Source organism: Nostoc sp. DSM 114161, from assembly GCF_052692665.1.
Genome location: NZ_CP195141.1, coordinates 1,891,089 through 1,915,253, shown reverse-complemented (window position 1 = coordinate 1,915,253; position 24,165 = coordinate 1,891,089). Strand labels below are relative to the sequence as shown.

Sequence of the window (24,165 nt, the reverse complement as noted above, 5' to 3'; positions counted from 1 at the left end):
AAAACGATAAATCAGATGGGGCAGCCGCAAAAAACTATAGCCGCTGAACAGCAGATCCTTTCATTGGGGCGCGTCCTTCAGAGCCTCAGGGAAGAAGATGATGTTGATGTTCTGATTGAAATTATTATTTCTTATCTTCAAGAACAGTTTGACTACAAACTAATTTGGATTGCTCTTTACGATCGCCTGAATCACGTATTATTTGGGAAAGGCGGTATAATTCCTAGCAAAGATACAAGCTTTCTACACCAAAAATTTGTTATTAGTCCTGGGGATTTATTAGAGCAAGTAGTGATTGAACAGCATCCCTTGGGCGTAGCTGATTTGCGAGATGAAACCCGCGCTGCTGAATGGCGAAAAGTTGCAGAAAAGTTCCAAATTCAAGGAACGATTATTATCCCTATTCGCTATAAAGACCGTTGCTTAGGTTTGCTGTTAATGGGTTCAGAACGCTGGGGCTACCTGCTGGCAGGGGAAGCAAAAGCGCGTTTGATGATGGTTTTAGGCGAACTTGGGGCAGTGCTTTATCAACATGAAATACAGTTGCAGCAAAAGCAAGCAAAGCGAACTGATGAGCCATTATTAGAATTGCTAGAAAATTTACGCAACCTCAGTAAATTAAATCAAAAACTAGAAGCAGCGGTGCAAGCAACCCATAAATTTGTTTCTCCCAACCGTACAAATATCTATTGGTTTGAGCGGGAAGGACGCTATTTTTGGTGTCGGATGAGCAATCAACTTGTAAAAATCGATCCTAATTCTAGTACTCAGGCAGCAGCAGGAATGACAGTACAGGAATTGAGCGATTTTTATTATGCTTTGTCGGTTAACCAAATTGTTTCCATTGGTGATGCCCGCAGTTCCTTAAAAAGTCATTTTACAGCAAAATTGCTACAACGTTTGAAAGTGCGATCGCTCTTGGCTGCTCCAATTATCTGGCAAAAAAATTTGCTGGGTTTTTTGGCAGTGGAAAGTAATGAACCCCGCATCTGGACAGAAACAGATAAAAATTTTGTTCAAGGTGCAGCTGGATTAATCTCGTTAATTGCTCCCACTGAAAACAGCGAAACCACCATCAAACAAATTCAAGAAGATGCTGAACTTACTAGTCAGGTTGCCCAAGGTATTTATAGCGAATATGAGCTTCAAGAAACCTTACAAACTTGTGCCAAAAAAGTTTTAGCTAGATTCTCTGCTAGCCGATTTTTGCTATTGCAGTATGACTCAGAACAGAATAATTATCAATTTATTTATCAAAGTCAGCCCCATAATCGCCGACCGTTCAAATTTGTCCTCGATCCTCTTAAAGAACTAGATGGACAACTTTTACAACGTTCAAATGAAGCGGTAGAAATTGAAAACTTAGACGAAGATTTACGGTTCTTTAATTGGCGTGCTTTGTTATTAGAAAATGGGATGCGATCGCTACTTATTTGTAAATGCCTCCAGGGTCAAATACCACCAGTAATTTTAATCATCGCTCACGACAGCCATCGGTGTTGGACAACTCAAGAAAAAGAATTGCTCTGGGCTGTAAGCCAACAAATAGGTGTAATTGTTCGTCAGTGGCAATTGCAAAACCGCACCCAGCACCAGCAAAAAATTTCCCAAGCATTTGAGCGATGCCTACAGATTTTGCCACAATCTTACAACAGAAAAATCGAGGGTGGAAAAAAGGAGCTAGAATCTACGGTACTAGAACAAATAGCAACAATTTTGGGCTGTCCGCTAGCGGTACTCTTTTCTTGGTCGCCTGGTGAAGATTGGGCAGAAATTATACCTGGAGTAACAGCCAGTAGCAAATTCGGAATTTTTGCTGGTGCATCAATTTCCACCCGTAGTGAGGCACTAATTCACTGGGCACTCGATACAGAAGGTTACCTGTCGCTGAAAGTTGACGATCTACCACCAGAAACTCGGAAATGGTTAAATGTGCCAGATAAAGGTCAAATTTTTATTATGGCTTTACGTACTAATACTGAAAATGCAACCACAGGTGTAGTTTTGTTGGCAGACACTCAAGAGCGGCGCTGGTCAGAACAAAGCCTGAATACCACAGCAACTTTGATTTCTCAATTAGCTTGGTGGCGTCGCCAAAAGCAAATTAATCAACTTTTAGAGTCCACAACCGAGGAATTACGACAACTTAACTGGTACAAACATCGCCGCCTAGAAGAAATCCAAAGAATAACAGCGGTGTCTCTCAATCAAATACGCGATTTAGGCATTCCTGCAAACGAACTAGCTCAGATGCGCTACCAGTTGCTGCTACGACAGTTAGACCACACAGCCACCTCCATGAGTGGATTGCTAAAACTAGAGCAATGGCAACTACATAAGAGTTGGGAAACTATGCCCATAGCCAGTTTATTAAAGCGATCGCTCGAACGCATCGACAATTTACTCAAACAACAAAAACTCTGGATTGGCGTGCATGGTTTGGGACAACCAATTGAGGATGGAGAATCGCCAAAAAGCTGTTTATTACCCAGAAATGCTCCTAACGCCAACGCTCAACCGGCAATGGCGATCGCAGGCGATATCATGAAAATTGAATTGGTAATCCATGAATTGTTGGTTAATGCCTGTAACCGTTCTCCAAGCGGCGGCAGAATTGACATTTGGTGTCGGCGTTTAACTGATAATCAACCCACAGAACCAAAGAAAAATCCATCGGAACTTCGGCTAGATTCCGGTGTGAGAGTAGGTGCTACTCATCAGACATCCCTAGAACTGTCGATTACACACAATGGTGCGATCGAACCACAGCTACTAACAGAGTTAAATAAAAATCCACTCAAAGATGTCCTTGCTACCTCTAACCTGAACCAACCACCAGCCTTACACTTGCTAATTTGCCAAAACCTCATGCAGGAACTAGGAGGAGAGTTGAATTTTTATCAATTACCCGATAATCGGGTAGTTAGTCGATTGCTTTTGCCGTTAGCAAGTAATGACTCATGAACTACCCCTGGCTAACTTCGTTTGAGCCAGGGGTTTCTACATTCTTTGGCATAGCCTGAGATTTTTAACAGTTGACAGTTAACCGTCAGCAGTCAACGAAGTGTATCTAAATTCCCACTTATTGATTCTGAATTCTGAATTATCTGGCTATCAAAAACCCAACACTTCCATTGATTTTTCAAGTACTTCTTTAGGACGAAATGGTTTAGTTAGATATAAGTCTGCACCAACCTCAATTCCCTTTTGTTTATCAAATTCCTGTCCCTTGGCTGTCAAAATTATGATATAAATGTCAGTCATTTGTAGTTCGTGTTTTACAATCTGGCAAACTTTCAAACCATTCATTTTGGGCATCATTACATCGAGAAAAACCAGGTTTGGTTTTTCAGTTTTGATAACTTCCAGAGCTTCTTCACCATTTTTAGCAGTTAAAAGTTCAACGCCCTCATCTTCTAAATCTTCTAGAGCTTGTTCCATCAAAATCAAGATATTGGGTTCATCGTCAACAATGAGAATTTTTTGAGTCATAGGATTGGAGTTTGGGGCATTGGGCATTTGTACTGAGCGAAGTCGTTGGCGCAGCCTCTCGCAGAGAAGTATTGGGCATGGGGCATGGGGTATGGGGAAAGGGGTAAGGGGAAAAGGGGAAAGATTAAATTTATTCGTTTTCCCTTTAACCTTTTCCCCTGCGTCCCCTGCCCCTCATCTCCCCATTCCCTTAATTAGCGATCGGACAGCATGATGAAGAATACATTCTCCAAGCCTTTCTCAAAGCGTAGGGTTTTCACCAAATCGGCTTCTTGAGAAAATATAGAATCAATAATGATCATGTCAGGTTTAACTGACAAAGCTTTATGGATGCATTCTTGAGGATTAGAAGCTTCAATTACGTTGTATCCCTGAGTTTGTAACACATCTGATAGTGTTTTTAAAGTTGAGGCATTTTTATCAACTACCAATACCTTTTTACTAGAAGTGCCTTGAGAAAGTAGCAAGCCAATTTCAACAAGGAGTTTTTCTGTGTTAATGGGTTTGGTGAGATAGCGATCGATGCCAATATGGTAACCGCGTTCTTTGTTTTCAATAATCGACAAAATGATGATGGGAATATCTGCGGTATGCGGATCGTTTTTCAGTACAGCTGCTACGTCAAAGCCGTTGATTTGAGGCATCATCACGTCCAAAAGAATCAAATCGGGACGATCTGTTTTGATTTGATGAATCGCATCCATACCGTCTTTGGCTTCCCGAACGTTGTAGCCCTCGTTTTCTAGCTGTTGACGCAGTAATTCTCGAATGTTGGCATCATCATCTACCACCAAAATGGTTTTGCGATTTTCGTTGAGTACAGCAGCTGTGGTGATGACGTGTTCTTTGAGCTGTTTTACTAAAGCATCTAGATTCAGTTTGGCACTGCTTTTGCGATCGCTGGTGTAAATGGGAATGATAAACGAAAATGTACTACCTTTGCCAAGTTCGCTGTCTACCCAGATTCTACCGCCGTGATGTTCAACGATTTGTTTGCAAATGGGCAGTCCTAAGCCTGTGCCTTTGGGTTTGTCGGTGAGGGTGTCGCCAACTTGCCGGAATTTCTCGAACACTTTCGGCTGGTCTTCGGGCGCAATGCCAAGGCCTGTGTCGATAACGCTAATGCAAATGGCGCTGTTCTGTTGTTTGATGCGGCAGGTGATAGAACCGGATTCGGTAAACTTAATGGCATTGGAAATCAAGTTGATCAAGACTTGCAGTAGACGGTTGCGATCGCCTATTACTTGAGGTAATTCTGGTTCAATGTCGATGATTAACTCTAAGCCATTGGTTTCAAACAACGCTGCCGTGGAAGTAGTTGCCCAATCTATTAACTCAGTTGGATCGAGGGGTTGCATTTGCCATTCCACTTTCCCTGCTTCCATCTTGGCAATATCTAAAACATCGTTAATCAAAGATGTCAGCCGTTCTGCTTCAGACACAATAATGTTGAGATTGTCACCTACCCTTTTGATTGTTTTCTGAAGCTTGCGGTCTTCGCTAGTAAGCATAGGAAACACATCGGTTTCTAGCTTTTCTTTAATAATGGATGCAAAACCAAGAACAGAAGTTAGCGGTGTCCGCAGTTCGTGGGAAACTGTAGAGATGAAATCGGTCTTCATCTTGTCGATTTCTTTTTCCGCAGTCACATCTCGAATCAGCAATGCCGAACCAAAGCAGGCTTGAGGTTCATTGTCAGTGGTTCTTTTAAAGATGGCGGTGGCTACTGCCTGACCGATACGTTCCTTTGCTAAGCTAACTTCAGCAGCAAACACATCGCTGGGATGGGACTGAGTTTTTTCTACTAAATCTGCTAAACCAAATATCGGTAGTTCTTGATAGTTACCTTTGACCGCGTTGGCTGTCAATCCATACATAGCTAAAAAAGCAGGATTGAAGTGGCTAATTTGTCCGGTGATGTCTGTGACTAACAAACCATCTGCTAGGTTGTCTAAAATGGCATTTAAACCCTGGGCTTCTGCTAGGGTATTTTCCAAGGCAGCAGTCCGTTCTGCAACTCTGGCTTCTAGTTCTTGATTCAGTTGTCGCAGAGCCATTTCTGCTTGTTTGCGGACAGTAATATCGGTATTAATTTCCAGCAGGGCGCAGGGTTCGCCGAAGGTATCCCGTTGCAAAGTCCATCGGCTCTGAACCGCGATGAGTCTTCCATTGGAGGTGATGTGTTGGAGTTCTCCTTCCCAATTCCCTTGGTGTAAGAAATCTGCCAGGATTTCTTCTAAAGGGTTTGGAAAAGTGGTGTTCAAAAATGTGTGAATGTATTGGCCTTTAACTTCCTCACGCGTCCAGCCGTAAAGCTTTTGTGCGCCTTGATTCCAGTACAAGATTTTATCTGTCATGTCGCGGACGATGATGGCATCACTGGAATGATTCAACATATCCATCAGCCGTTGATTTTCCGCTTCTGCGAGTTTGCGATCGTGGATATCAGTGCAGATGCCAATCCATTCTCTGATGCTGCCGTCTGGTTCCAAAATAGGGGTACCACAAACAGAAAAATGGCGGTATGTACCATCTTTACCACGTAATTGGAATTCGGTTTGATATAAGCTGTGGTTTCCCATAGCCGTATTCCAAGCTTCTGCGGTATGGGCATGGTCATCGGGATGAATAGCATCGAGCCAGCCCAATCCTTGAAATTCTGGTTCAGTTTGACCAGTGTAGGCCATCCAGCTGAGCATTTCGCTGGGAACTCCCGATCCGTCAGGTGTAGCGACCCAGACAATTTGTGAGATAGTAGTCACCAGAGAGCGAAAACGTTGTTCGCTCTGTTGCAAAGTTTGTTCTGCTAGTTTGCGATCGTGAATATTAGTACAAGTACCAATCCATTCCCGAATAGTACCATCTTCTTCTAGGACAGGGGCACCACAAACAGAGAAGTAGCGATATATACCATCTTTGCCGCGGAGTCGGTATTCGGTTTGGTAGATGCCTTGGTTTGCCACAGCGGTATTCCAAGCTTCTGCACTGTGGGCGCGATCATCAACATGTATTGGATCTAACCAGCCCAAACCTCCGACTTCCTCTTCCGTCTGACCTGTGTAGGCTATCCAAGTGAGCATTTCACTACTGATTCCCAGCCCATCTGGAGTAGCCCCCCAGATGATTTGTGAAGTGGTAGTTACTAAAGTACGATATCGTTCTTTAATACGCTGATTTTCAGCTTCTTTCAGCTTGCGATCGTGAATATCAGTGCAGGTGCCAATCCACTCCCGAATGCTACCGTCTTCTTCAATCACCGGGGCAGCGCAGACCCAAAAGTAACGATAATTACCGTCTTTGCCACGAATTCGGTATTCAGTTTCATAAATACTGCGGTTGGCGAAGGCAACACTCCAGAGTTGGGCGGTGTGGGCGCGATCGCCAGGATGAATTGCATCAATCCAACCTCCATTTTCAGCTTCCGCTAAACTTTGACCTGTATAAGCAATCCAGCTTGCCAGTTCAAAGCAAATTCCTTCTGGCGTACTGACCCAAATAATTCGGGTGTTAGTTGTTACTAAAGAACGGTATCGTGCTTCGCTCCGTTTCAAGATTTTTTCCGACTCTTGGCGTTCTTGGTGGACACCCTTGAGGTCGCTAATGTCCTCCACAGTTGAGAAAATTAGGCGATCGCCATCTTTCTCTACCAACACTCCCGAAAGCCTGACTGGAACTAAATGCCCGTCTTTGTGGATGTACTCTCGATCGCAAGGTTCGTAGCGACCAGTCTGTTCTAGGCTTTCTAGGGTCGCTGACTTGGCGGCATAATCTTGGCGCGTCATCTCCCAGTAATTAAAATTCAGGGTTTCTGGGACAGTCCGCCCTGCGATCGCCGCATAGGCAGGATTCATGTCAATCAGTGTCCCATCGAGCCGACACAGTACCAAACCAACCGGACATTTTTCAAATAGCTGACGGTAGTATTCATCAACTTGGCTAGACATGGTTGAGGTTTCCTCAGTCATTTAGGTGGGTGGGATTATCGCAACAGAACCAAGACAACAAGGTGGCATAAAGCTTTAGGGAAATTGGGTGGCGTTGGAACAGCTGGTAAATTCGATCGGGTGGTGCATTACCAAGGTCTGAACTATGTTGGGAAAGTCGCTGGATAAGTTGAGTATGGCGGATGAGCAAATCCGCTGGTTTGAGCATTGGTATTGTTGATGGAATGAAGCCCTCAGTATCGGCAGTGGGGGATAGTTCCTTTGTGGAAGTAGATGAAGCAGAATTTGTCTGACTTTGCCCTAGCGAAGCTTCTACCACTGAATAGTTCACCGGAATTTGAATCCAGAATTCTGTACCCTCGCCCAATTGAGAACGACATTTGAGAATTCCCCCGTGTCTGTCTACGACAATTTGGCGGCTGATTGCCATACCTAACCCAGTTCCCTTGCCAATCTCTTTAGTAGTGAAGAAAGGATCGTAAATGCGTTGGATGAGGCTTTCCTTCATACCAGGGCCGTTGTCGGCAATACGAATTACAACCCATTGGTTGTCTAAGGCTTGGGTGCGAATGGTGATGGTCGGGAATGTCATTTGTCCTCTGTCATTGGTCATTTGTCGTTTGTCAATTTGCGATTCGTTGGATGCCAATGACCAATGATTAACGACTAATGACTCTTCCAAAGCATCAATGGCATTTGCCAAGATGTTCATAAAAACTTGATTTAACTGTCCTGGGTGGCATTCAATCAGGGGAAGTTTGGCATAGTCTTTAACGATTTCAATTGCCCGACGGTGACCAGAGGCTTTCAAACGATGGCGAAGAATCATCAGCGTCCCGTCGATACCATCGTGGATGTTGACAGCTTTGATTTGGGCTTCGTCATGGCGGGAGAAGTTTTTTAAGGATTGGACAATTTCCACAATGCGATCGCTACCCAGTTTCATCGAATCCAGCAGCTTGGGAAGATCCTGCATGATAAATTCCAGATCGATATTGTCTAGCTCTGATTGCAGATCTGGAGGAGCCACAGGTACAAATTTCTGATAATCTTGCAGCAGATGTAATAAGTCTTGGGCGTACTCTGCAACATATCTTAAATTGCCGCAAATAAAGTTCACCGGGTTGTTAATTTCGTGGGCGACTCCAGCAATCAGTTGCCCTAAAGAAGACATTTTTTCGCTTTGGATTAACTGAGTTTGTGCCAGCTGTAAGTCTTGAAGAGCTTGTTGAAGTTTTTTTGTCTGGGCTTTTGCTTCGATGGCTGCTTGGGTGCTTTGTTCGTAAAGCAAAGCTTTTTCGATGGCGATCGCTGTTTGAGAGGCAAAGATACTTACAAGTTTCAGGTGTTCAGCCTTGTAGGAGTCAGTTTTGTCTGTGCCAATGGCGATCGCTCCTATCACCCGCTCTTTTGCTCTTAAAGGTACACAAATCAATGCGTTGATGTTTTTCTCTCCCCATAATCGACAATCAGCTTGCACGTTATTGATGAGTTCCGCCCGCCCTGATTGCACAATACTGCCGATAATTCCCTGACCCGGTTTCGGTTGTTTATCCCCAAAAAACACTCCAAATTCGGCAATGGTTTCAAAGTCAGCGCCTTCGGGATTGAGAAGTAAAATCATCCCTGCTGACGATTCAATCAATTGGCTCATTTCTTGAAGCACGAGTTGGGCAATCTGTCGCCTATCTAAACTCGTTGTCAACTGAGTCGAAATATCTTCAAATAAATCAATTTCCTGGTATCTTTCTAGCAATTCTTTAGCAAGTATTTTCTTCTCACTCTCTTGTTTTGCCCAAAATGAGACCAAACTAGCCACTAAAGTTGCCTGTTCGTCGCCAACAACCCAACCCAGGATCTCCCCTGAAACCTCAATTGGATATCGATTTTTTAATATTTGCTCGCCAATACTAATTAGTTTCGTACCGTCTACCAATTCAATATCAATTGCGATGTTGAGTTTATATACTAAGTCCTGAAGGATAGATGGCAACTCTTCTTTATTAAGAATCTTTCTCAAGCTAATTGCTGACATAAAACACCTTATACCAATTCAAAATGACGCTGGCGGACACGGCGAATAGCTGCTCTAACAAAATTAAAAATTGAGAAAACTAAATATCGCAAGGGTTTGAGCGTCTGTATCTGTGGCATTCTTTTTTCAAATTGGTATCATCTTGAGTGTGTTGCAAGTTTCCAGCAATTAAAACAACGAAGTGATTAATTTTATGCGTCTGCCCTGCCATTAAGTTTTCTAAGGCAGATATTTTAAGAATTTCCATAAATTTAGGAAATATAATAATTTGCTAACAAGGCTAGTTTTCCCAGAAAGATTGACAGCATAACAGCCATGTTAATGGGCAGGGAATACCTTTAAACTCTGTAATAAATAGTTCCTTCATTGGTGTAATTCGCTTAGAGTTTAGCGATCGCTTTCTTGCTTCGCCAAATTTAAATCAGCTATTAGAGGCATATTTACTAGTTACAGGAGCAAAAACTTTATAAATTCTTAGTAAACTTCCTGACGCTAAATACACTAAGTAGTTATTCTGTTTTGGTTTGCCAAAAGGATAGATCGCTGAACATCGGATGGTAGTTACCCCAATGGCGGATTTGCATCAAAGATTTCAGAATTGAATCAGAAATCAATTCCGCCACAGTGGGAAAATTATCTACAAAATTATTATGAAAAGAAATTTTTTCCCAGTATTTCTGACAAAGTTTCTGGAGAAGTTCGTTTTAGCAATTATCGTCCTGTAAGCGAAGTTGCTAAATATCTTCAGTATTACTAGATTGCTGCTAATTTTCTATCTTTTAGAACGAAAACCTCAACTTTTATATGCTGGTGATAGTAGTACATACAGTCGTTTTCATGCTCAATATCAACCTTGGTTTCAAAATCTGATTCAGAGCATAGGCTATACAAATCTATTAGTAATCGCTCGCAATACAGGCGATGTCATCTATTCAGTCTGTAAATAACCGGACTACGGTACTTAATCTCAATACTGGCCCCCACCGCACCAGTATAATCCAAAAATAATTCTTCGGAGAGATTGACATAACATTTATTTCGCTGACGTATCCTTCCTTCGTAGCAAACTGGTTATAATTATTTTCCATCCCTCTCAGAAATCAAATTCTCATCTACACAGTATTTATATGGGACGTGTTCGTTCTAAATCTGACCTACCCACAAAAATCTGTCCGGTATGTCAACGTCCTTTTACATGGCGTAAAAAGTGGCAAGATTGCTGGGAAGATGTGAAGTACTGTTCAGAACGTTGCCGTCGTCGCCGTTCTGAAGCGAATAAAGAATTGGGGACTGGGGACTAGGGATTGGGGAGATGCAGGGGAGCAGGGAGCAGAGGAGATAGGGAAGTGTGGGAAGAGAGGGGGGATGGGGGAGTGTGGGGAAAGAGGGGGGAAAAATTTCTTCACCATCCTCCCACACCTCCCACACCTCCCACACCTCCCACCCCCCCCAATGCCCCATCCCCTATGCCCTATGCCCCAATCCCCAATCCCCAATCAAATTAACTGCAACACAGACGCAAATAGCGCAAAGGATCGATGAAGTCACAGGTGCAACCTAAATTAATTATTCATGGCGGGGCTGGTAGTTCTCTCCAGGGTAAAGGAGGATTGGAAGCGGTACGTCGATCGCTCCATATAGTAATAGAACAAGTCTATTCTCTGCTATTGTGCGGAATCACTGCTTCTGAGGCGGTAGTACAGGGTTGCCAAATGCTGGAAGATAACCCCCGCTTTAATGCTGGTACTGGTTCGGTACTGCAATCTGATGGCCAAATCCGGATGAGTGCTTCCTTAATGGATGGCGCATTAGGACGATTTAGTGGTGTCATTAATGTCTCGCGGGTGAAAAATCCGATTGATTTGGCACAATTTTTACAAAGCTCGCCAGACCGAGTGCTGTCGGATTTCGGATCGGCTGAATTAGCGCGGGAAATGCAAATTCCCAGCTACAACGCTTTAACTGATTTACGATTGCAAGAGTGGATACAAGAACGCCAGGATAATTTTAAAAGCACGATGGCTAACGTGATCGCAGAACCCGAACTAGTAGAAACGAGTAATGCTGGACGGGGTACCATCGGCGTAGTAGCTTTAGATGCATCTGGTAAACTGGCGGCTGGTACTTCCACTGGCGGTAAGGGCTTTGAGCGCATCGGCAGGGTAAGTGATTCTGCTATGCCAGCAGGTAATTATGCTACTAAAGAAGCTGGAGTTAGTTGTACGGGTATTGGGGAAGATATTATTGATGAGTGTTTAGCAGCCAAGATTGTGGTGCGTGTCACAGATGGGATGGCTCTCAAGGATGCGATGCAGCGATCCTTTGGGGAAGCCTACCAGAATAAACGGGATTTAGGAGCGATCGCCTTAGATGCTAGTGGGGCGATCGCTTGGGGTAAAACCAGCGAAATCTTACTCGCCGCCTACCACAATGGTGAAAATATTGGCGATACCTTAGAGTGGACTGGCAATGAACTAATAAGCTATTGCTGAATTAATTTCAGCGCTTCGGATAAAATGCCTTGTTGGTCAACCATTGCGGCTAATTCTTCGGCTTCATAACGCCCTTCAAAAGCTTCTAGCGCTGCTCTTTTGAGTGCGACTTGATATCCTTGTTGCAGAATATCCATTAATTCTGCCTGATTCAAGTACACACCACCAGATTTGCGGCGCTTGTTTATTTTGTTAATTTCCCGCACCGTATTTTCTATAGAAATATCCCAAGAGCGAGTAGAACGTTTTTCAGCCTTTTGTTTAATTAAATGGATGAGCAGAATTACGCCATAACTATCAATTTTATTGATTTTGTCGCTCAGGCTCATTTCTTCTAACTCATCCACCAACACCAGCGCCTCATGGATTTTACCTTGTTCTAGAAGTTGCCTAAGTTCTAGCAGTTCTTCCATTAGTTAAATCAGCTAATGTGATGATTTAATTATCGCTTTATTAGCTTTTGCGACGCCAACCTAGTTTGACTACCTGACGACTACGGCCGATCGCCAAAGCATCATCAGGAACATCTTCTGTGATTGTGGAACCAGCAGCTACGTAAACATCATCACCCAAGGTAACTGGAGCTACTAAAACGCTATTGGCACCAGTTTTAGTGCGATCGCCTATTTTAGTGGGGTGTTTTTTAACGCCATCGTAATTGGCAGTAATTGTACCAGCACCAATATTCACCCGTTCGCCGATAACGCTATCGCCTAAATAGGACAAATGTGCTGCATTCGTGCGATCGCCTAACTGCGTATTTTTCAATTCCACAAAATTCCCCACACGACAACCAGCACCCACTTGTACTTGACCGCGCAAATGAGCGTAGGGGCCAATTCGGCTACCTGCTTGCACAGTGCTATCTGTTACCACTGAATACTGGACTGTGACATTTTCAGCCAACTGGCTATTTTCAATTAAACTTCCCGGCCCAATGTGGCTTCCGGTTTTAACTACCGTACTTCCCCGCAGATGAGTTTGGGGTTCAATAATTACATCTGGCTGTAACTCCACTGTTTCATCAATGGTGATGCTTGTAGGGTCGATGAGGGTGACACCTGCTAGCATCCATTTTTCCTTGACTCGTCTTTGCAAAATCTCGTAGGCTGTTGCCAGTTGTAGGCGATCGTTGATGCCGAGAATTTCTTGATAATCTTTCACATCCACAGCCATTACTTGTCCGACCTGAGTCACGGCATCCGTAAGATAATATTCTTTTTGGGCGTTGTTTGCTTCTAGGTGAGGAAGTACCTTAGCTAAATTTTCCCAGCGAAAGCAATAAACCCCGGCGTTAATCCGGTGATTTTCTCTTTGAGCGGGGGTACAATCCTTGTGTTCGACCATTTGCTCGATGATATTTTCATCGTTACAAAAAACGCGCCCGTAGCCTGTGGGGTCGGGTAGGTGTGAGGTGAGAATAGTGGCGGCGTTTTGATTTTGGGCGTGAGTTTGTAACATCGCCTGAAGGGTTTCGCTACGTATCAACGGTAAATCGCCGTTCAGTACGAGCAAATCTCCAGTGTAATCTTGTAAATAGGGAAGTAATTGCTGGATGGCATGACCTGTTCCCAATTGCACAGTTTGTTCCACAAACTCCAAGTTGGGGATTGAACCCAAAGCAGCTTTCACTTCCTCAGACTGATACCCAACGATCGCGATTCGTCGTGAGGGTGAAAGAGGTTCTACACTTTCAATAACTCTCTCTAGTAGCGATCGCCCACCCAAAGAATGTAAAACTTTGGGTAAGCTTGATTTCATCCGTGTGCCGCGTCCGGCTGCTAAAATTGCTACAATTACCATAATTAGCTATCAGCTATCAGTAAAATTGCGATCAATGCTGTTGGTACTTCAAGATGTAGGCTCAAATCATACCAGCTAATCATAGAACACTGAAATGGGCAAAGGAGTAATACCAATTCAAAATTCAAAACTTGTACTGAGCGTAGCCGAAGTATTCAAAATTCACGCATTAAGAAAACTAGATCTCATAAGGGTTTTAGCTTATGTATCTGTCCCATTCTTTTTTTTAATTAGTGTAATAATTCAGCATTCTCAAGGACAAAAGTCAAAAGAACCTGTTGCCTGCTAGCAAAATTTTATAGTATATTAGTACTAATAAACGTGAGAGCCATCGAGGTAGCTAGAGATGGTGACTTCTTAGTTTCTACTTCGTCTATTCTTCGTCACAAGAGAGAATAAACTCAGCAAACTGCTGCGCTAATTTGGGATTGCGCCAGCCGGAATCAGCCTCTTTTAGCATAGTTGAAAGTGCTTCTTCTCTGGTCATAGCTACTTTGTAAGGTCGTTCGCTGGTTAGAGCATCATAAATATCAATTAACTGAAATACTTGCGCCAAGTATGGGATATCATCCCCTTTAAGTCGATCGGGATAGCCTGAGCCATCCCACCGTTCGTGGTGATGGCGAATAATGGGAATTACACCCCGCATACTGCGTAGTGGCTGGCAGATTTTTTCTCCGATTAAAACATGCTGCCTCATAATCTGCCAATCTTCGGGGGTGAGTTGGCCTTTTTTCAGCAGAACTGCATCGGGAATACCCACCTTGCCGATATCGTGGAGATAACCTCCCCACATCAAATCCCGAATTTGATAGCGTGAGAGATTGAGGTATTCACCAAAAGCTTGTCCCAGTTTTACCAGTCGTTCGCAATGACCCCCTGTGTTGGGATCGCGGCTTTCAATAGACATGGCAATGGAAAACAGTACTTGTTCGGCATGATCTAAGTCTTCGTTGAGACGCTTTTGCCGTACCAAGGACTTGACACGCGCTGCCAGTTCCACACGGTCAAAAGGCTTGGTGAGAAAATCATCTCCGCCAACTTCAATACCTCGAATGCGCGATCGCCTGTCATTTAATGCTGTAATAAAAATTACTGGTATTAGTCTGGTTTGTTCATCCTGTTTAAGTAATTGACAGACTTCAAATCCATCCATCCCCGGCATCATCACATCCAGCAAAATCAGATCTGGTTGCTTTTGCGTTACCAATCCCACAACAATAGAACCGCTGTCGGCCTCAATCACGTCGTATCCTTCCATCCCCAGCAAGGCAACAGCAGTCATGCGACTGGCCGCATGGTCATCAACCACTAAAACCTTTGGTGGATCTAAATCAAACCCATTCACTTTGGAACCTTTGGCTTGTAGTGTTTTAGAGACCAATGAATCTCGATCTAAATTAACATCATTTTTCATCCAAGAAGACACTGCTTGGCCATCTTCAAGCATCAAATCTTCTTGAGATAAGCCTAAAGAATAACCCTCTATATTTTGCGATCCTACGGCATGATTTGAACCGATACTTTTCACTTTGCTTAGGGGGTTTGACCCATTAACAATTTCTTCTCTAAAGCCTCTATGGTTGGGTTTCCATTTTGTCACAAAGGCACTCCAATTATTTCCGCAAGTTAACAGTGTCAGATTTGAAAAAAAATTTAGTATTTGATTGTATTTGAGTTAGGCTTTCCATAGAGGTTATGTGTGATGTGGAACTGCCGAACGGGATTTTTCACTGTATGTATTTTTTATGTTACGAATAAAAAGTATTTTGTGGTCAAATTTTTTGCTTTTAATTCCAGTATCATAAATTAGTACCAATGTTAAATCAGGTTTTTTACGGAGATTTCTTACGTACCAGCGTCAAAAAAGCTTGTGATTTAATGCTTTCCAGCAAAATCTCAGGTTGTAGTTGGTAGTGATGATGGTAATCATTAAATATACAAATATACACATTTTTACTTACTCAGTTATAGCAATAGTTAAATACTGTTAAGAAAGATGTAACATTAGCTACTTATTATAGTTTAAGTTATTTGGGTTGAAAAAACTCGTTGCTTAGTATTAAAAAACGAAATCAGAATTTTTGGGGCAAGTATCTAAGTTTTCTGGAATCAACTACTGAGGGCAAGAGGTTTATTCATCTAGCCTTAGCCAGTTGTAGACATCGCTAGCCAACTACAAACTTGTTCCGAAAAAATCCCTACCTTGCGTTGCCGATAGCCACCTTTTGCGCCAATGGGAAGTAGGTTCCAGGGAAGAAGCTTGTTGCTCTTGTTGTCGCCGCTTGAGTATAACTTCACTGGAATCGCTCAATTGAGGATCGCGGTAGGGAATGGCAGCACGAGTTAGTAAATGTTCCTTCTCAACTTGACAAAGGGGGGAAGAAGAGGGGCAAGTAAGGAGGGTGGGAGGTGTGGGAGGTGTGGGAGGTGTGGGAGGATGGTGAAGAAATTTTTCCCCCCTCTCTTCCCACACTCCCCACACTCCCCCATCCCCCCTCTCTCCCCCATCTCCTCTACCCCCTGCTTCCTGCTCCTCTGCTTTCCATCCTTTTATCCGTGCTGCTAAAGTACCAGGCGATCGCCTACCCATCGGTGGCGTAGAACCGATAGCCAAGCCAGCAGACAAAAGTGCTGTGCGTACAGCAGCAGCACAAGAATAGGTAGCTAATAAACCATCTTCGTGTAAGCACAATGACAGTTGTTTAATAAATTCCACAGTCCATAATTGGGGACACTGTGGAGGTGAAAATGGATCGAGGAAAATTGCATCTGCCAAGAAATTTGACTCCCGTACTATTGCGATCGCCGATCTTGCATCGCCAATGAGTAATTTTGCTTTCAGACAAGGTGTTTGTACTTGATGCTCAAAAGCTAGTTGGGACAAAATTTCAATGTAGTTGCAATTCCAGTTATCGAACAAATTATGAGCGATCGCAGCTTGTGGTACTGCTGGATTCAGTTCTAAACCAATTACTTCAACATTACAATTAGGATTCACTCCCCAAATTGTTTGCAAAGCAGCAGCGGTGTTGTATCCTAAACCATAACAAACATCTAACAGCCGCAAAACTGGTTTTTGCGCTGCTTTAGTCAGTTGAGTTGGTTCTACAAACTTGAAAAAACTCTCCTGCTTAGCACCATAATGGCTGTGAAAAGATTCACCAAACTCTTGAGAAACAAAAGTGAAGGAACCATCTGCCGTAAGCTTAGGTGTAAAATTTTCTAAGTTAGTCATTAGTCATTAGTCATTTCTTCCTCTGCTCCTCATCTCCCATTTCCCCACACCCCATGCTCAATTCCCAATTTGTTGTTTCCCCAGCTTGGTTATTTGAACATCTAGAAGATCCGCAAGTAATCATTGTGGATTGTCGCTTTTCTCTAGCCGATCCACAACTAGGGAAACAACAGTATCAAACAAGTCATATTAAGGGTTCATATTACTTAGATTTGAATCAGGATCTTTCCAGTCCAGTGGGTAAGCATGGTGGGAGACATCCTTTACCTAACCCTAATGATATCGCTAACAAATTTGCAGCGATTGGGATAAATTATCAAAAAACTCTGGTTGTAGCTTATGATGATTCGCGCTTTGCCTTTGCAGCTCGTTTGTGGTGGCTGTTGCGCTATTTAGGACACGAACAAGTCGCAGTACTCGATGGAGGCTTTAGCGCATGGCAAAAAGCTGCCTATCCTGTTACAGATGTTATTCCTGGGCCGCGAATGGCGAAATTTGTACCTGAAGTACAAACAGAAAAAGTTGTAGATATTACAGCGGTAAAAAGCCGCAAAGATAGACCAGATGTGGTGTTGGTAGATTCGAGAGAAAGCGATCGCTACCGAGGCGAACGAGAACCAATCGATAAAATTGCCGGACATATTCCTGGTGCGGTTAACTATCCTTGGCAAGAAGTTACAGATTCTTCAGGTTCCGTACTTCCTGAAACAGAACAACGCCGTCGCTGGGAGAACCTAGAAACAGCCCAAGAAATTTTAGTTTATTGCGGTTCTGGCGTTACCGCTTGTGTGAATTTACTTTCTCTAGAATTAGCAGGGATCGACAAAGGTAAACTTTATGCTGGTAGCTGGAGTGATTGGATTTCTTATTTATAGTTAGGAGTGGGGAGTTATAAGTTAAGAATTATAACTCCTAACTCCTAACTCTCTTCACTTTTTTCAAAACCGACCTAGCTGCAAATTGTAATTAATATTGAAGAACCAGCCATCAAAATCAATGTTTTGGGCGGTTGAACTACCCAAAGTGACACCAGTCTGGACATTCACGCTGCTAATATCAGATATTCGGTAATTTAAGTGTGCGAATAGTCGATGAAATTGATCTTCTCGATCGCGCTGTGTAAAGTCAGAAAAGTTGCCTTGGTAGTCAATACCAACTTGGAGAGGCTTTTGCAAGTAATAGTTTAGAGATAACCAAAAAGAATTGATGATGCGACTGCGACTTTGAGGGTCGGCAAAACTGACACTCAATTCGTAGAAGCTATCTAGTACTAATTTTGAGCTTAAGGGATCTCGCCGTCCGAAAGAGAGTTGTACGGAGTTTTCGTTTAAAAAGCGATCGCCTGCTTTGAAGCTATTGGGGCGATCGCTGTTGTTGGCATAAAATAACTGGTGATTGCTGAAACTAATTTCTCCATACATCCGCCGCGATAGCTGCTGGTAAAGACTGAGATTAAATCTTAGCTGGTTGTAATGAAATTGCGATTGTTCTAGATAACGAATTATATTGCCATCAATGGAGCCGTTTAAATAAGTTTTAGATCCTATAGGAAAATATGCAGAGGCTAGTGTCAGTCCAGAAATAATTAAACCATCTTCTGTGGGATCGTTTTTTGAGGAAAAAATATTAGTCGTCTGGAAGTAACCGACACGCGCCTGTAAATAGCCGATGGGTTTAAATTTAGCTACAGGTTGCGGTGGGAGTGGCTGTTGTTCTAAGGGTCGTAACCGCACTCGTAATCCCAATTCGCGATCGATATCAGACTCAGGCGCCTGTTTTGGCTGTTGCAGCAGTTTTCTTAGCCTTTCTAGTTTTTGAGAACGATTTATCTCAGGTAGATTCAACAATTGCTCTGTTGAGTCTGGAGGAGATGTAGGCAAATTACTTGGCTGAGATTCTAGCTGTGGCGGCTCGTCTCGATCCCCAGGTTGTGGGTTTGGTGTTGGTTGTGCTTGTGTAATTTCTGATGTTCTCTGTACCAAATTCAACGGCTTCTGAAAATCCAAAGTCTGGGGCTGACTGGAGTGGTTGCACAAAAAGTTAATTGTGTCTTGTTCTAAAACCTGACATGGCTGAGAAGTTACCTGCGTACTTGTTAAAGATGCAATTTTTGAATTGGGAACTGCGGGTTGGGGAGATTTAAATCGCGATTCATAGTCCAAGGAACTCTTAAAAGAATTTCTTGGCCGATACCCACTATCCAGTACCCAATGCTGCGGTGGCAATTTCTCTTTTGGAGAAGTTAGGGAAGAATGGATGCGACCCATTAATGCCAAATCATGATTTGGAGATTCTGCCGCATCTACTCTGATGCAAAACCAGCTACCAGCTGTGGAAGCTAACAAAATCCAAAAAAACAAATTTTTGCAGTTCTTGAATCGCATCTGTTAGATTGCGTTGAGGGCGTTTGGCGAACATAGACCTAGAAGCTGTATCATAAGTTCCTACTCAAAAAGACAATTGAGTGTATGTAACTCAGCTTTTTAGGTATATACTGATATCTACCAAGTCAAATTACTGTTTTTCTGATTTACTCCCAGATTTTTTTGCCATAATTATCGTGTTCTGATACAAGTTTCCCTAAATTATTGTTTAATAATACAGACGGTAACAAACAGAACTAGATTACAAAATGTAAACATCCTTAAAACTCTTACTCATGAAAAATCATGACTACAAACAGCTAATTTTCATTGTGCTAACCTAACTTATCGTTCTTCTATCACGTTGAAAGTTCTAGTTTCTACAGATTACTTACTGTACCATTAACAGGAATTTTCAACAAATTTAATGCTAATCAGAGTCTCTCTTAGCTTGAAGAGAATCTAGCAAATATGAGAGTAATAGAAGAACGCCAATGAAGTGTGGCTGGGAATTTAGCTCATAATAGCTATCTAACAACTTCTCGTTGGTTGAAATAATGAGAAATAATTATTTTTCAAAGCAAATTTGAAAGCTTGTTGGTGTTGTATTCACCAGTGCTGTGTGCCACAAAATTCACGTTTACCAAAAGCGATTTTAGATATTTGTTACTCTTTGTGAATGGGCTGTTGGCTAATGTAGCCCAATATTCAATACTTTCCCAAGATATCGTTTAACTCATTGTTCATCTAATTTATTGATATTGAACGCCAGTCTTGAAACTAGATCTAGTCTTTATCGCATGAAACGTGTGTTTTAGAATCGAAACTTAAATAAACTAAACACATATTTATCAGTTGTTTATTTTATTGATTAAATGTAGGCTAAATTGCCAATAAATTTGCCTGAAACAGCTGGTTATAATAATTAGCCGTATGCTAAAGCATTAATGTATTTGATATTACCTGAATTTGAAAAGTTATCAGATTATGTTTAATAGATCCTTGCCACTGTTAGTAATTGGTTTATGGGGAATTGTGGTACTGCCTTTGCCGGATCGGGCAAGTGCTGTAACTCCTCTAACACGAGCCGAGATTCAGAATCTCCGTAACTTGGTACAATTAATACCCAAAAACAAACTCAAGAAGCGTCCTGCACAAAAATCCGATGCAATGATTCCTGGGGATGGGTTGTCAACTGGTCGAGCTTCTCTAGCAGACTTGCGGTTTAACGATGGCTCATTGGCAAGAGTAGGGGAACAGGCAATCTTTCAATTTTTACCCAAAACTCGCAGTTTTAGACTGTCTAACGGAACCGCGTTGTTGCTTATACCACCAGGAAGAGGACAAACACGTATACAAACTCCAAGTGCAGCAGCAGCAATTCGTGGTTCAGCATTATTTGTACGCTACGACCAACAAACAGATACTACAGTTGTAGGTGCGCTGACAAATAGCGGCATTGAAGTTTCTAACAAAGAAGCTTCTGAAACTCAAGTGCTGCAAGCAGGACAGCTAATGGTTATAGTTAATGGTAAATTTCAGGGTTTATACGATTTTGACCTGAGAAATTTTTATCAAACGAGCGATTTGGTTCGAGGGCTGGATTTAAATAGGCAAAATGCTACACCTAGTGCTGACCCAGCGATCGCCAGCGTTCAAGCTGAAACTACTGCGGCTTTACAAGCACAATCGCCATTAACAGGTAACGGAGTAGTAGAAAACCCATCTTTCTTAGAGTTAACTAGTAGCCCTGCTAATTCTGCAACCAACGACGCTGTTACAAATAATTCTTCAGTAGATCCTATACCAGAAGACTCTCCAGTAAACTCCTTTGAGGAAACAGGACAAATCCTCTCAAATACTGAGCAAGGTACTAGAAGAAACAACACAAGTACCCAAAGAAATAATGTTCCAGTTAATTCTAGTCCAACCCCAACCACAACCACACCTCAAAGTCCCTCTGTTCAGCCAACCCCTAATCCTAACCCAACAACCCCAACTACAGAACCCGTAGGTAATCCAACAACCCCAACTACAGAACCCGTAGGTAATCCAACAACCCCAACTACAGAACCTGTAGGTAATCCAACAACCCCAACTACAGAACCTGTAGGTAATCCAACAACCCCAACTACAGAACCTGTAGGTAATCCAACAACCCCAACTACAGAACCCGTAGGTAATCCAACAACCCCAACTACAGAACCCGTAGGTAATCCAACAACCCCAACTACAGAACCCGTAGATAATCCAACAAACCCAACTACAGAACCCGTAGGTAATCCAACAAACCCAACTACAGAACCCGTAGGTAATCCAACAAACCCAACTACAGAACCCGTAGATAATCCAACAAACCCAACTACAGAACCCGTAGATAATCCGGAGACAACCTGAACTTGCTTTGTTAGCTAATGCTTTGATAATTCAGCAATATTGTGTAAATTTTCTAACTTACGATGAGTATATATACTTAAAGCTAGCTGGAGAATTATAATAAGTGTTAGCTACTGCCTCTACATTATCAAAGCAAAAAGTAATATTCCCTACGAACAGAGAGTATCTGCTAACGCTAGATTAAATCTAGGACAAGACTTACACAGGGTTTACCGGATATCCTTATATAGTTCGATCGCATTGTGTGTAAGTTCTCAAGAACTCACTTGTTGCTAGAGAGATAGAAAAATTTATGGCTTTTGATTACGACCTGTTTGTAATTGGCGCGGGTTCTGGTGGTTTGGCGGCTTCCAAACGGGCGGCTAGCTTCGGAGCAAAAGTGGCGATCGCCGAATATGATTTAGTTGGCGGAACTTGTGTAATTCGCGGTTGCGTTCCCAAAAAACTTATGGTCTATGGCTCTCACTTTCCGGCACTCTTCAGTGATGCCGCAGGCTATGGCTGGAAAGTGGGCGATGCCCAATTGGACTGGGAACATTTTATTACATCTATAGATAAAGAAGTTCGCCGACTCTCCGAACTACATATCAGCTTTTTAGAAAAGGCAGGAGTAGAACTAATTCTCGGTCGCGCCACATTGGTAGATCCACACACCGTAGAAGTTGATGGACGCAAAATTACAGCTGACAAAATTTTAATTGCTGTTGGTGGGCGTCCCATCAAACCAGATTTGCCAGGGATGGAACATGGCATTACTTCTAACGAAATATTTCATCTCAAAGAACAACCAAAACACATTGCCATTATTGGCTCTGGTTACATTGGCACAGAATTTGCGTGTATTATGCGCGGTTTGGGTTCTGAAGTGACGCAGATTACCAGAGGTGAAAAGATTTTGAAGGGGTTTGATGAGGACATCCGCACAGATATTCAAGAAGGTATGAAGCAGCACGGAATTCAGCTGATTAACAATCGTGTTGTAGAAAAAGTTGAACGCGTGCCAGAAGGGGTGAAGCTGACTTTATCAGGGGAAGATCGAGAACCAGTAATTGCTGATGTGTTTTTAATAGCCACTGGCCGGATTCCAAATGTAGATGGACTAGGTTTAGAAAATGTTGGGGTTGATGTTGTCCCCAGTTCCATAGAAGGGCCGGGATACAGCAGCACAAATGCGATCGCAGTCAATGAATATAGCCAAACTAGTCAACCGAATATCTTTGCTGTTGGCGATGTCACCGACCGAATTAATTTAACTCCCGTAGCAATTGGTGAAGGTCGCGCCTTTGCTGATAGCGAATTTGGGAATAACCGCCGAGCCTTCAATCACCAAAATGTGCCTACAGCCGTATTTTCTAACCCGGAAGCCTCAACAGTAGGCTGGACAGAAGCTGAAGCTAGGGAGAAACTTGGTGAGGCCGTAAAAATTTATCGCGCTCGCTTCCGCCCAATGTACCACAGTTTGACTGGCAAGCAAGAGAAGACAATGATGAAATTAGTAGTTGATAGCAACACTGATAAAGTGCTTGGCGCTCACATGGTGGGTGAGAATGCTGCTGAGATCGTTCAAGGTGTAGCGATCGCTGTAAACATGGGTGCAACCAAAAAAGACTTTGACGCTACTGTTGGCATACATCCCTCGGCAGCTGAAGAATTTGTCACAATGCGATAACTAAGTCATTAGTCATTAGTCATTAGTCATTAGTCTTGGATCGACGATCGATGACCAATGACAACCCTATGGTAAAACTTGAATGTCAACCCAGTATATCTATTTACACGGCTTTGCTTCGAGTCCGAAATCTGCTAAAGCGCGGTACTTTAGCGATCACTTTACCGAAATTCAGACAGAACTGAAAATTCCTGATTTAAATGCTGGGGATTTTTCCCACTTGACGATCGCTCGTCAAATCACTCAAGTTGCGGCAGAATTACCCAAGGATTCTACATCAGTAACGATTATTGGCTCAAGTTTAGGTGGTTTAACTGCTATCCACTCAGCACAGCAATATTTACAAATACAGCGCTTAGTCTTGCTAGCACCAGCTTTCGGTTTTTTATCCCATTGGTTACCGAAATTAACAGATGAGGAAATACAGCGTTGGCAGCAAGAAAAATATCTCATGGTATATCACTATGAGGAAAAGCGCTCGCTTCCGTTAAATTACAATTTCGTTACAGATGCAGCGCAATACCAAGAAGAACTTTTGCAACGTCCCATTCCCACGCTAATTTTGCATGGAAAGAACGATGAAGTCATCCCCGTTGAAGCTAGTCGTGACTTTGGGCGATCGCGTCCTTGGGTGGAGTTAGTCGAACTGGACAGCGACCACGCTTTAGGTAATGTTATGGAAGAAATGTGGCAAGCAATTCGCCTCTTTTGCCAGTTACCTTGAAGTTGTAA

16 protein-coding genes are annotated in these 24,165 nt (G+C 42.8%); 8 read left to right on the top strand and 8 right to left on the bottom strand.

From position 1 onward, the window contains the following. Positions 1-15: 15 nt before the first annotated feature. Complete coding sequence (locus NSTC745_RS08085) at positions 16-2,964, top strand: GAF domain-containing protein (protein ID WP_445636692.1); 2,949 nt, start codon at positions 16-18, stop codon at positions 2,962-2,964. A gap of 150 nt (positions 2,965-3,114) precedes the next feature. On the opposite strand, the gene NSTC745_RS08080 is transcribed toward NSTC745_RS08085, so the two are convergent. From NSTC745_RS08080 to NSTC745_RS08070, 3 genes are all read right to left on the bottom strand, one after another. Continuing rightward, positions 3,115-3,492, bottom strand: coding sequence for a response regulator transcription factor (locus NSTC745_RS08080; protein WP_445636691.1), 378 nt, complete (start codon positions 3,490-3,492; stop codon positions 3,115-3,117). A 194-nt stretch (positions 3,493-3,686) separates the two neighbouring features. Beyond that, positions 3,687-7,436: a PAS domain S-box protein gene (locus tag NSTC745_RS08075; RefSeq protein ID WP_445636690.1), complete on the bottom strand. Its 3,750-nt coding sequence runs from the start codon at positions 7,434-7,436 to the stop codon at positions 3,687-3,689. Positions 7,437-7,449: 13 nt separating this feature from the next. After that, a complete protein-coding gene (locus tag NSTC745_RS08070; protein ID WP_445636689.1) occupies positions 7,450-9,471 on the bottom strand; it encodes an ATP-binding protein in 2,022 nt (673 codons plus the stop codon). Between the two features lie 598 nt (positions 9,472-10,069). On the opposite strand from NSTC745_RS08070, the gene NSTC745_RS08065 reads away from it, so the two are divergent. The 3 genes from NSTC745_RS08065 (at position 10,070) to NSTC745_RS08055 (ending at position 11,963) form a co-directional block, all read left to right on the top strand. After that, positions 10,070-10,228, top strand: coding sequence for a hypothetical protein (locus tag NSTC745_RS08065; RefSeq protein ID WP_445636688.1), 159 nt, complete (start codon positions 10,070-10,072; stop codon positions 10,226-10,228). A 370-nt stretch (positions 10,229-10,598) separates the two neighbouring features. Further along, the gene (locus NSTC745_RS08060; RefSeq protein ID WP_096535123.1) at positions 10,599-10,772 is read left to right on the top strand and encodes a DUF2256 domain-containing protein; all 174 of its coding nucleotides are present in this window, start codon (positions 10,599-10,601) and stop codon (positions 10,770-10,772) included. 237 nt (positions 10,773-11,009) lie between these two features. Beyond that, entirely contained in the window at positions 11,010-11,963 is a 954-nt protein-coding gene (locus tag NSTC745_RS08055; protein WP_445636687.1) for an isoaspartyl peptidase/L-asparaginase, read from the top strand. Here the strand turns inward: NSTC745_RS08055 and NSTC745_RS08050 are convergent. From NSTC745_RS08050 to NSTC745_RS08035, 4 genes are all read right to left on the bottom strand, one after another. Beyond that, a complete protein-coding gene (locus tag NSTC745_RS08050) occupies positions 11,954-12,376 on the bottom strand; it encodes a DUF29 family protein (protein WP_445636686.1) in 423 nt (140 codons plus the stop codon). The two genes, NSTC745_RS08055 and NSTC745_RS08050, sit on opposite strands and share 10 nt — an antisense overlap. Positions 12,377-12,416: 40 nt before the next feature. Beyond that, positions 12,417-13,766, bottom strand: a complete 1,350-nt coding sequence (gene glmU / locus NSTC745_RS08045) for a bifunctional UDP-N-acetylglucosamine diphosphorylase/glucosamine-1-phosphate N-acetyltransferase GlmU (protein ID WP_445636685.1) — start codon at positions 13,764-13,766, stop codon at positions 12,417-12,419. 373 nt (positions 13,767-14,139) lie between these two features. Next, positions 14,140-15,369, bottom strand: coding sequence for an HD domain-containing phosphohydrolase (locus NSTC745_RS08040; protein WP_445636684.1), 1,230 nt, complete (start codon positions 15,367-15,369; stop codon positions 14,140-14,142). A gap of 573 nt (positions 15,370-15,942) precedes the next feature. Beyond that, the gene (locus NSTC745_RS08035; RefSeq protein WP_445636683.1) at positions 15,943-17,004 is read right to left on the bottom strand and encodes a tRNA (5-methylaminomethyl-2-thiouridine)(34)-methyltransferase MnmD; all 1,062 of its coding nucleotides are present in this window, start codon (positions 17,002-17,004) and stop codon (positions 15,943-15,945) included. A 53-nt stretch (positions 17,005-17,057) separates the two neighbouring features. On the opposite strand from NSTC745_RS08035, the gene NSTC745_RS08030 reads away from it, so the two are divergent. Further along, positions 17,058-17,879 (top strand): sulfurtransferase, encoded by an 822-nt coding sequence (locus NSTC745_RS08030; RefSeq protein WP_445636682.1) that lies wholly within the window; start codon positions 17,058-17,060, stop codon positions 17,877-17,879. A 63-nt stretch (positions 17,880-17,942) separates the two neighbouring features. Here the strand turns inward: NSTC745_RS08030 and NSTC745_RS08025 are convergent, their stop codons facing one another. Then, positions 17,943-19,388: a hypothetical protein gene (locus NSTC745_RS08025; RefSeq protein WP_445636681.1), complete on the bottom strand. Its 1,446-nt coding sequence runs from the start codon at positions 19,386-19,388 to the stop codon at positions 17,943-17,945. A gap of 966 nt (positions 19,389-20,354) precedes the next feature. On the opposite strand from NSTC745_RS08025, the gene NSTC745_RS08020 reads away from it, so the two are divergent. The 3 genes from NSTC745_RS08020 (at position 20,355) to NSTC745_RS08010 (ending at position 24,157) form a co-directional block, all read left to right on the top strand. Continuing rightward, positions 20,355-21,764 (top strand): FecR domain-containing protein, encoded by a 1,410-nt coding sequence (locus NSTC745_RS08020; RefSeq protein WP_445636680.1) that lies wholly within the window; start codon positions 20,355-20,357, stop codon positions 21,762-21,764. Positions 21,765-22,056: 292 nt separating this feature from the next. Next, a complete protein-coding gene (gene gor / locus NSTC745_RS08015) occupies positions 22,057-23,433 on the top strand; it encodes a glutathione-disulfide reductase (RefSeq protein WP_445636679.1) in 1,377 nt (458 codons plus the stop codon). 82 nt (positions 23,434-23,515) lie between these two features. Next, positions 23,516-24,157: a YqiA/YcfP family alpha/beta fold hydrolase gene (locus NSTC745_RS08010; protein ID WP_445636678.1), complete on the top strand. Its 642-nt coding sequence runs from the start codon at positions 23,516-23,518 to the stop codon at positions 24,155-24,157. Positions 24,158-24,165 lie beyond the last annotated feature (8 nt).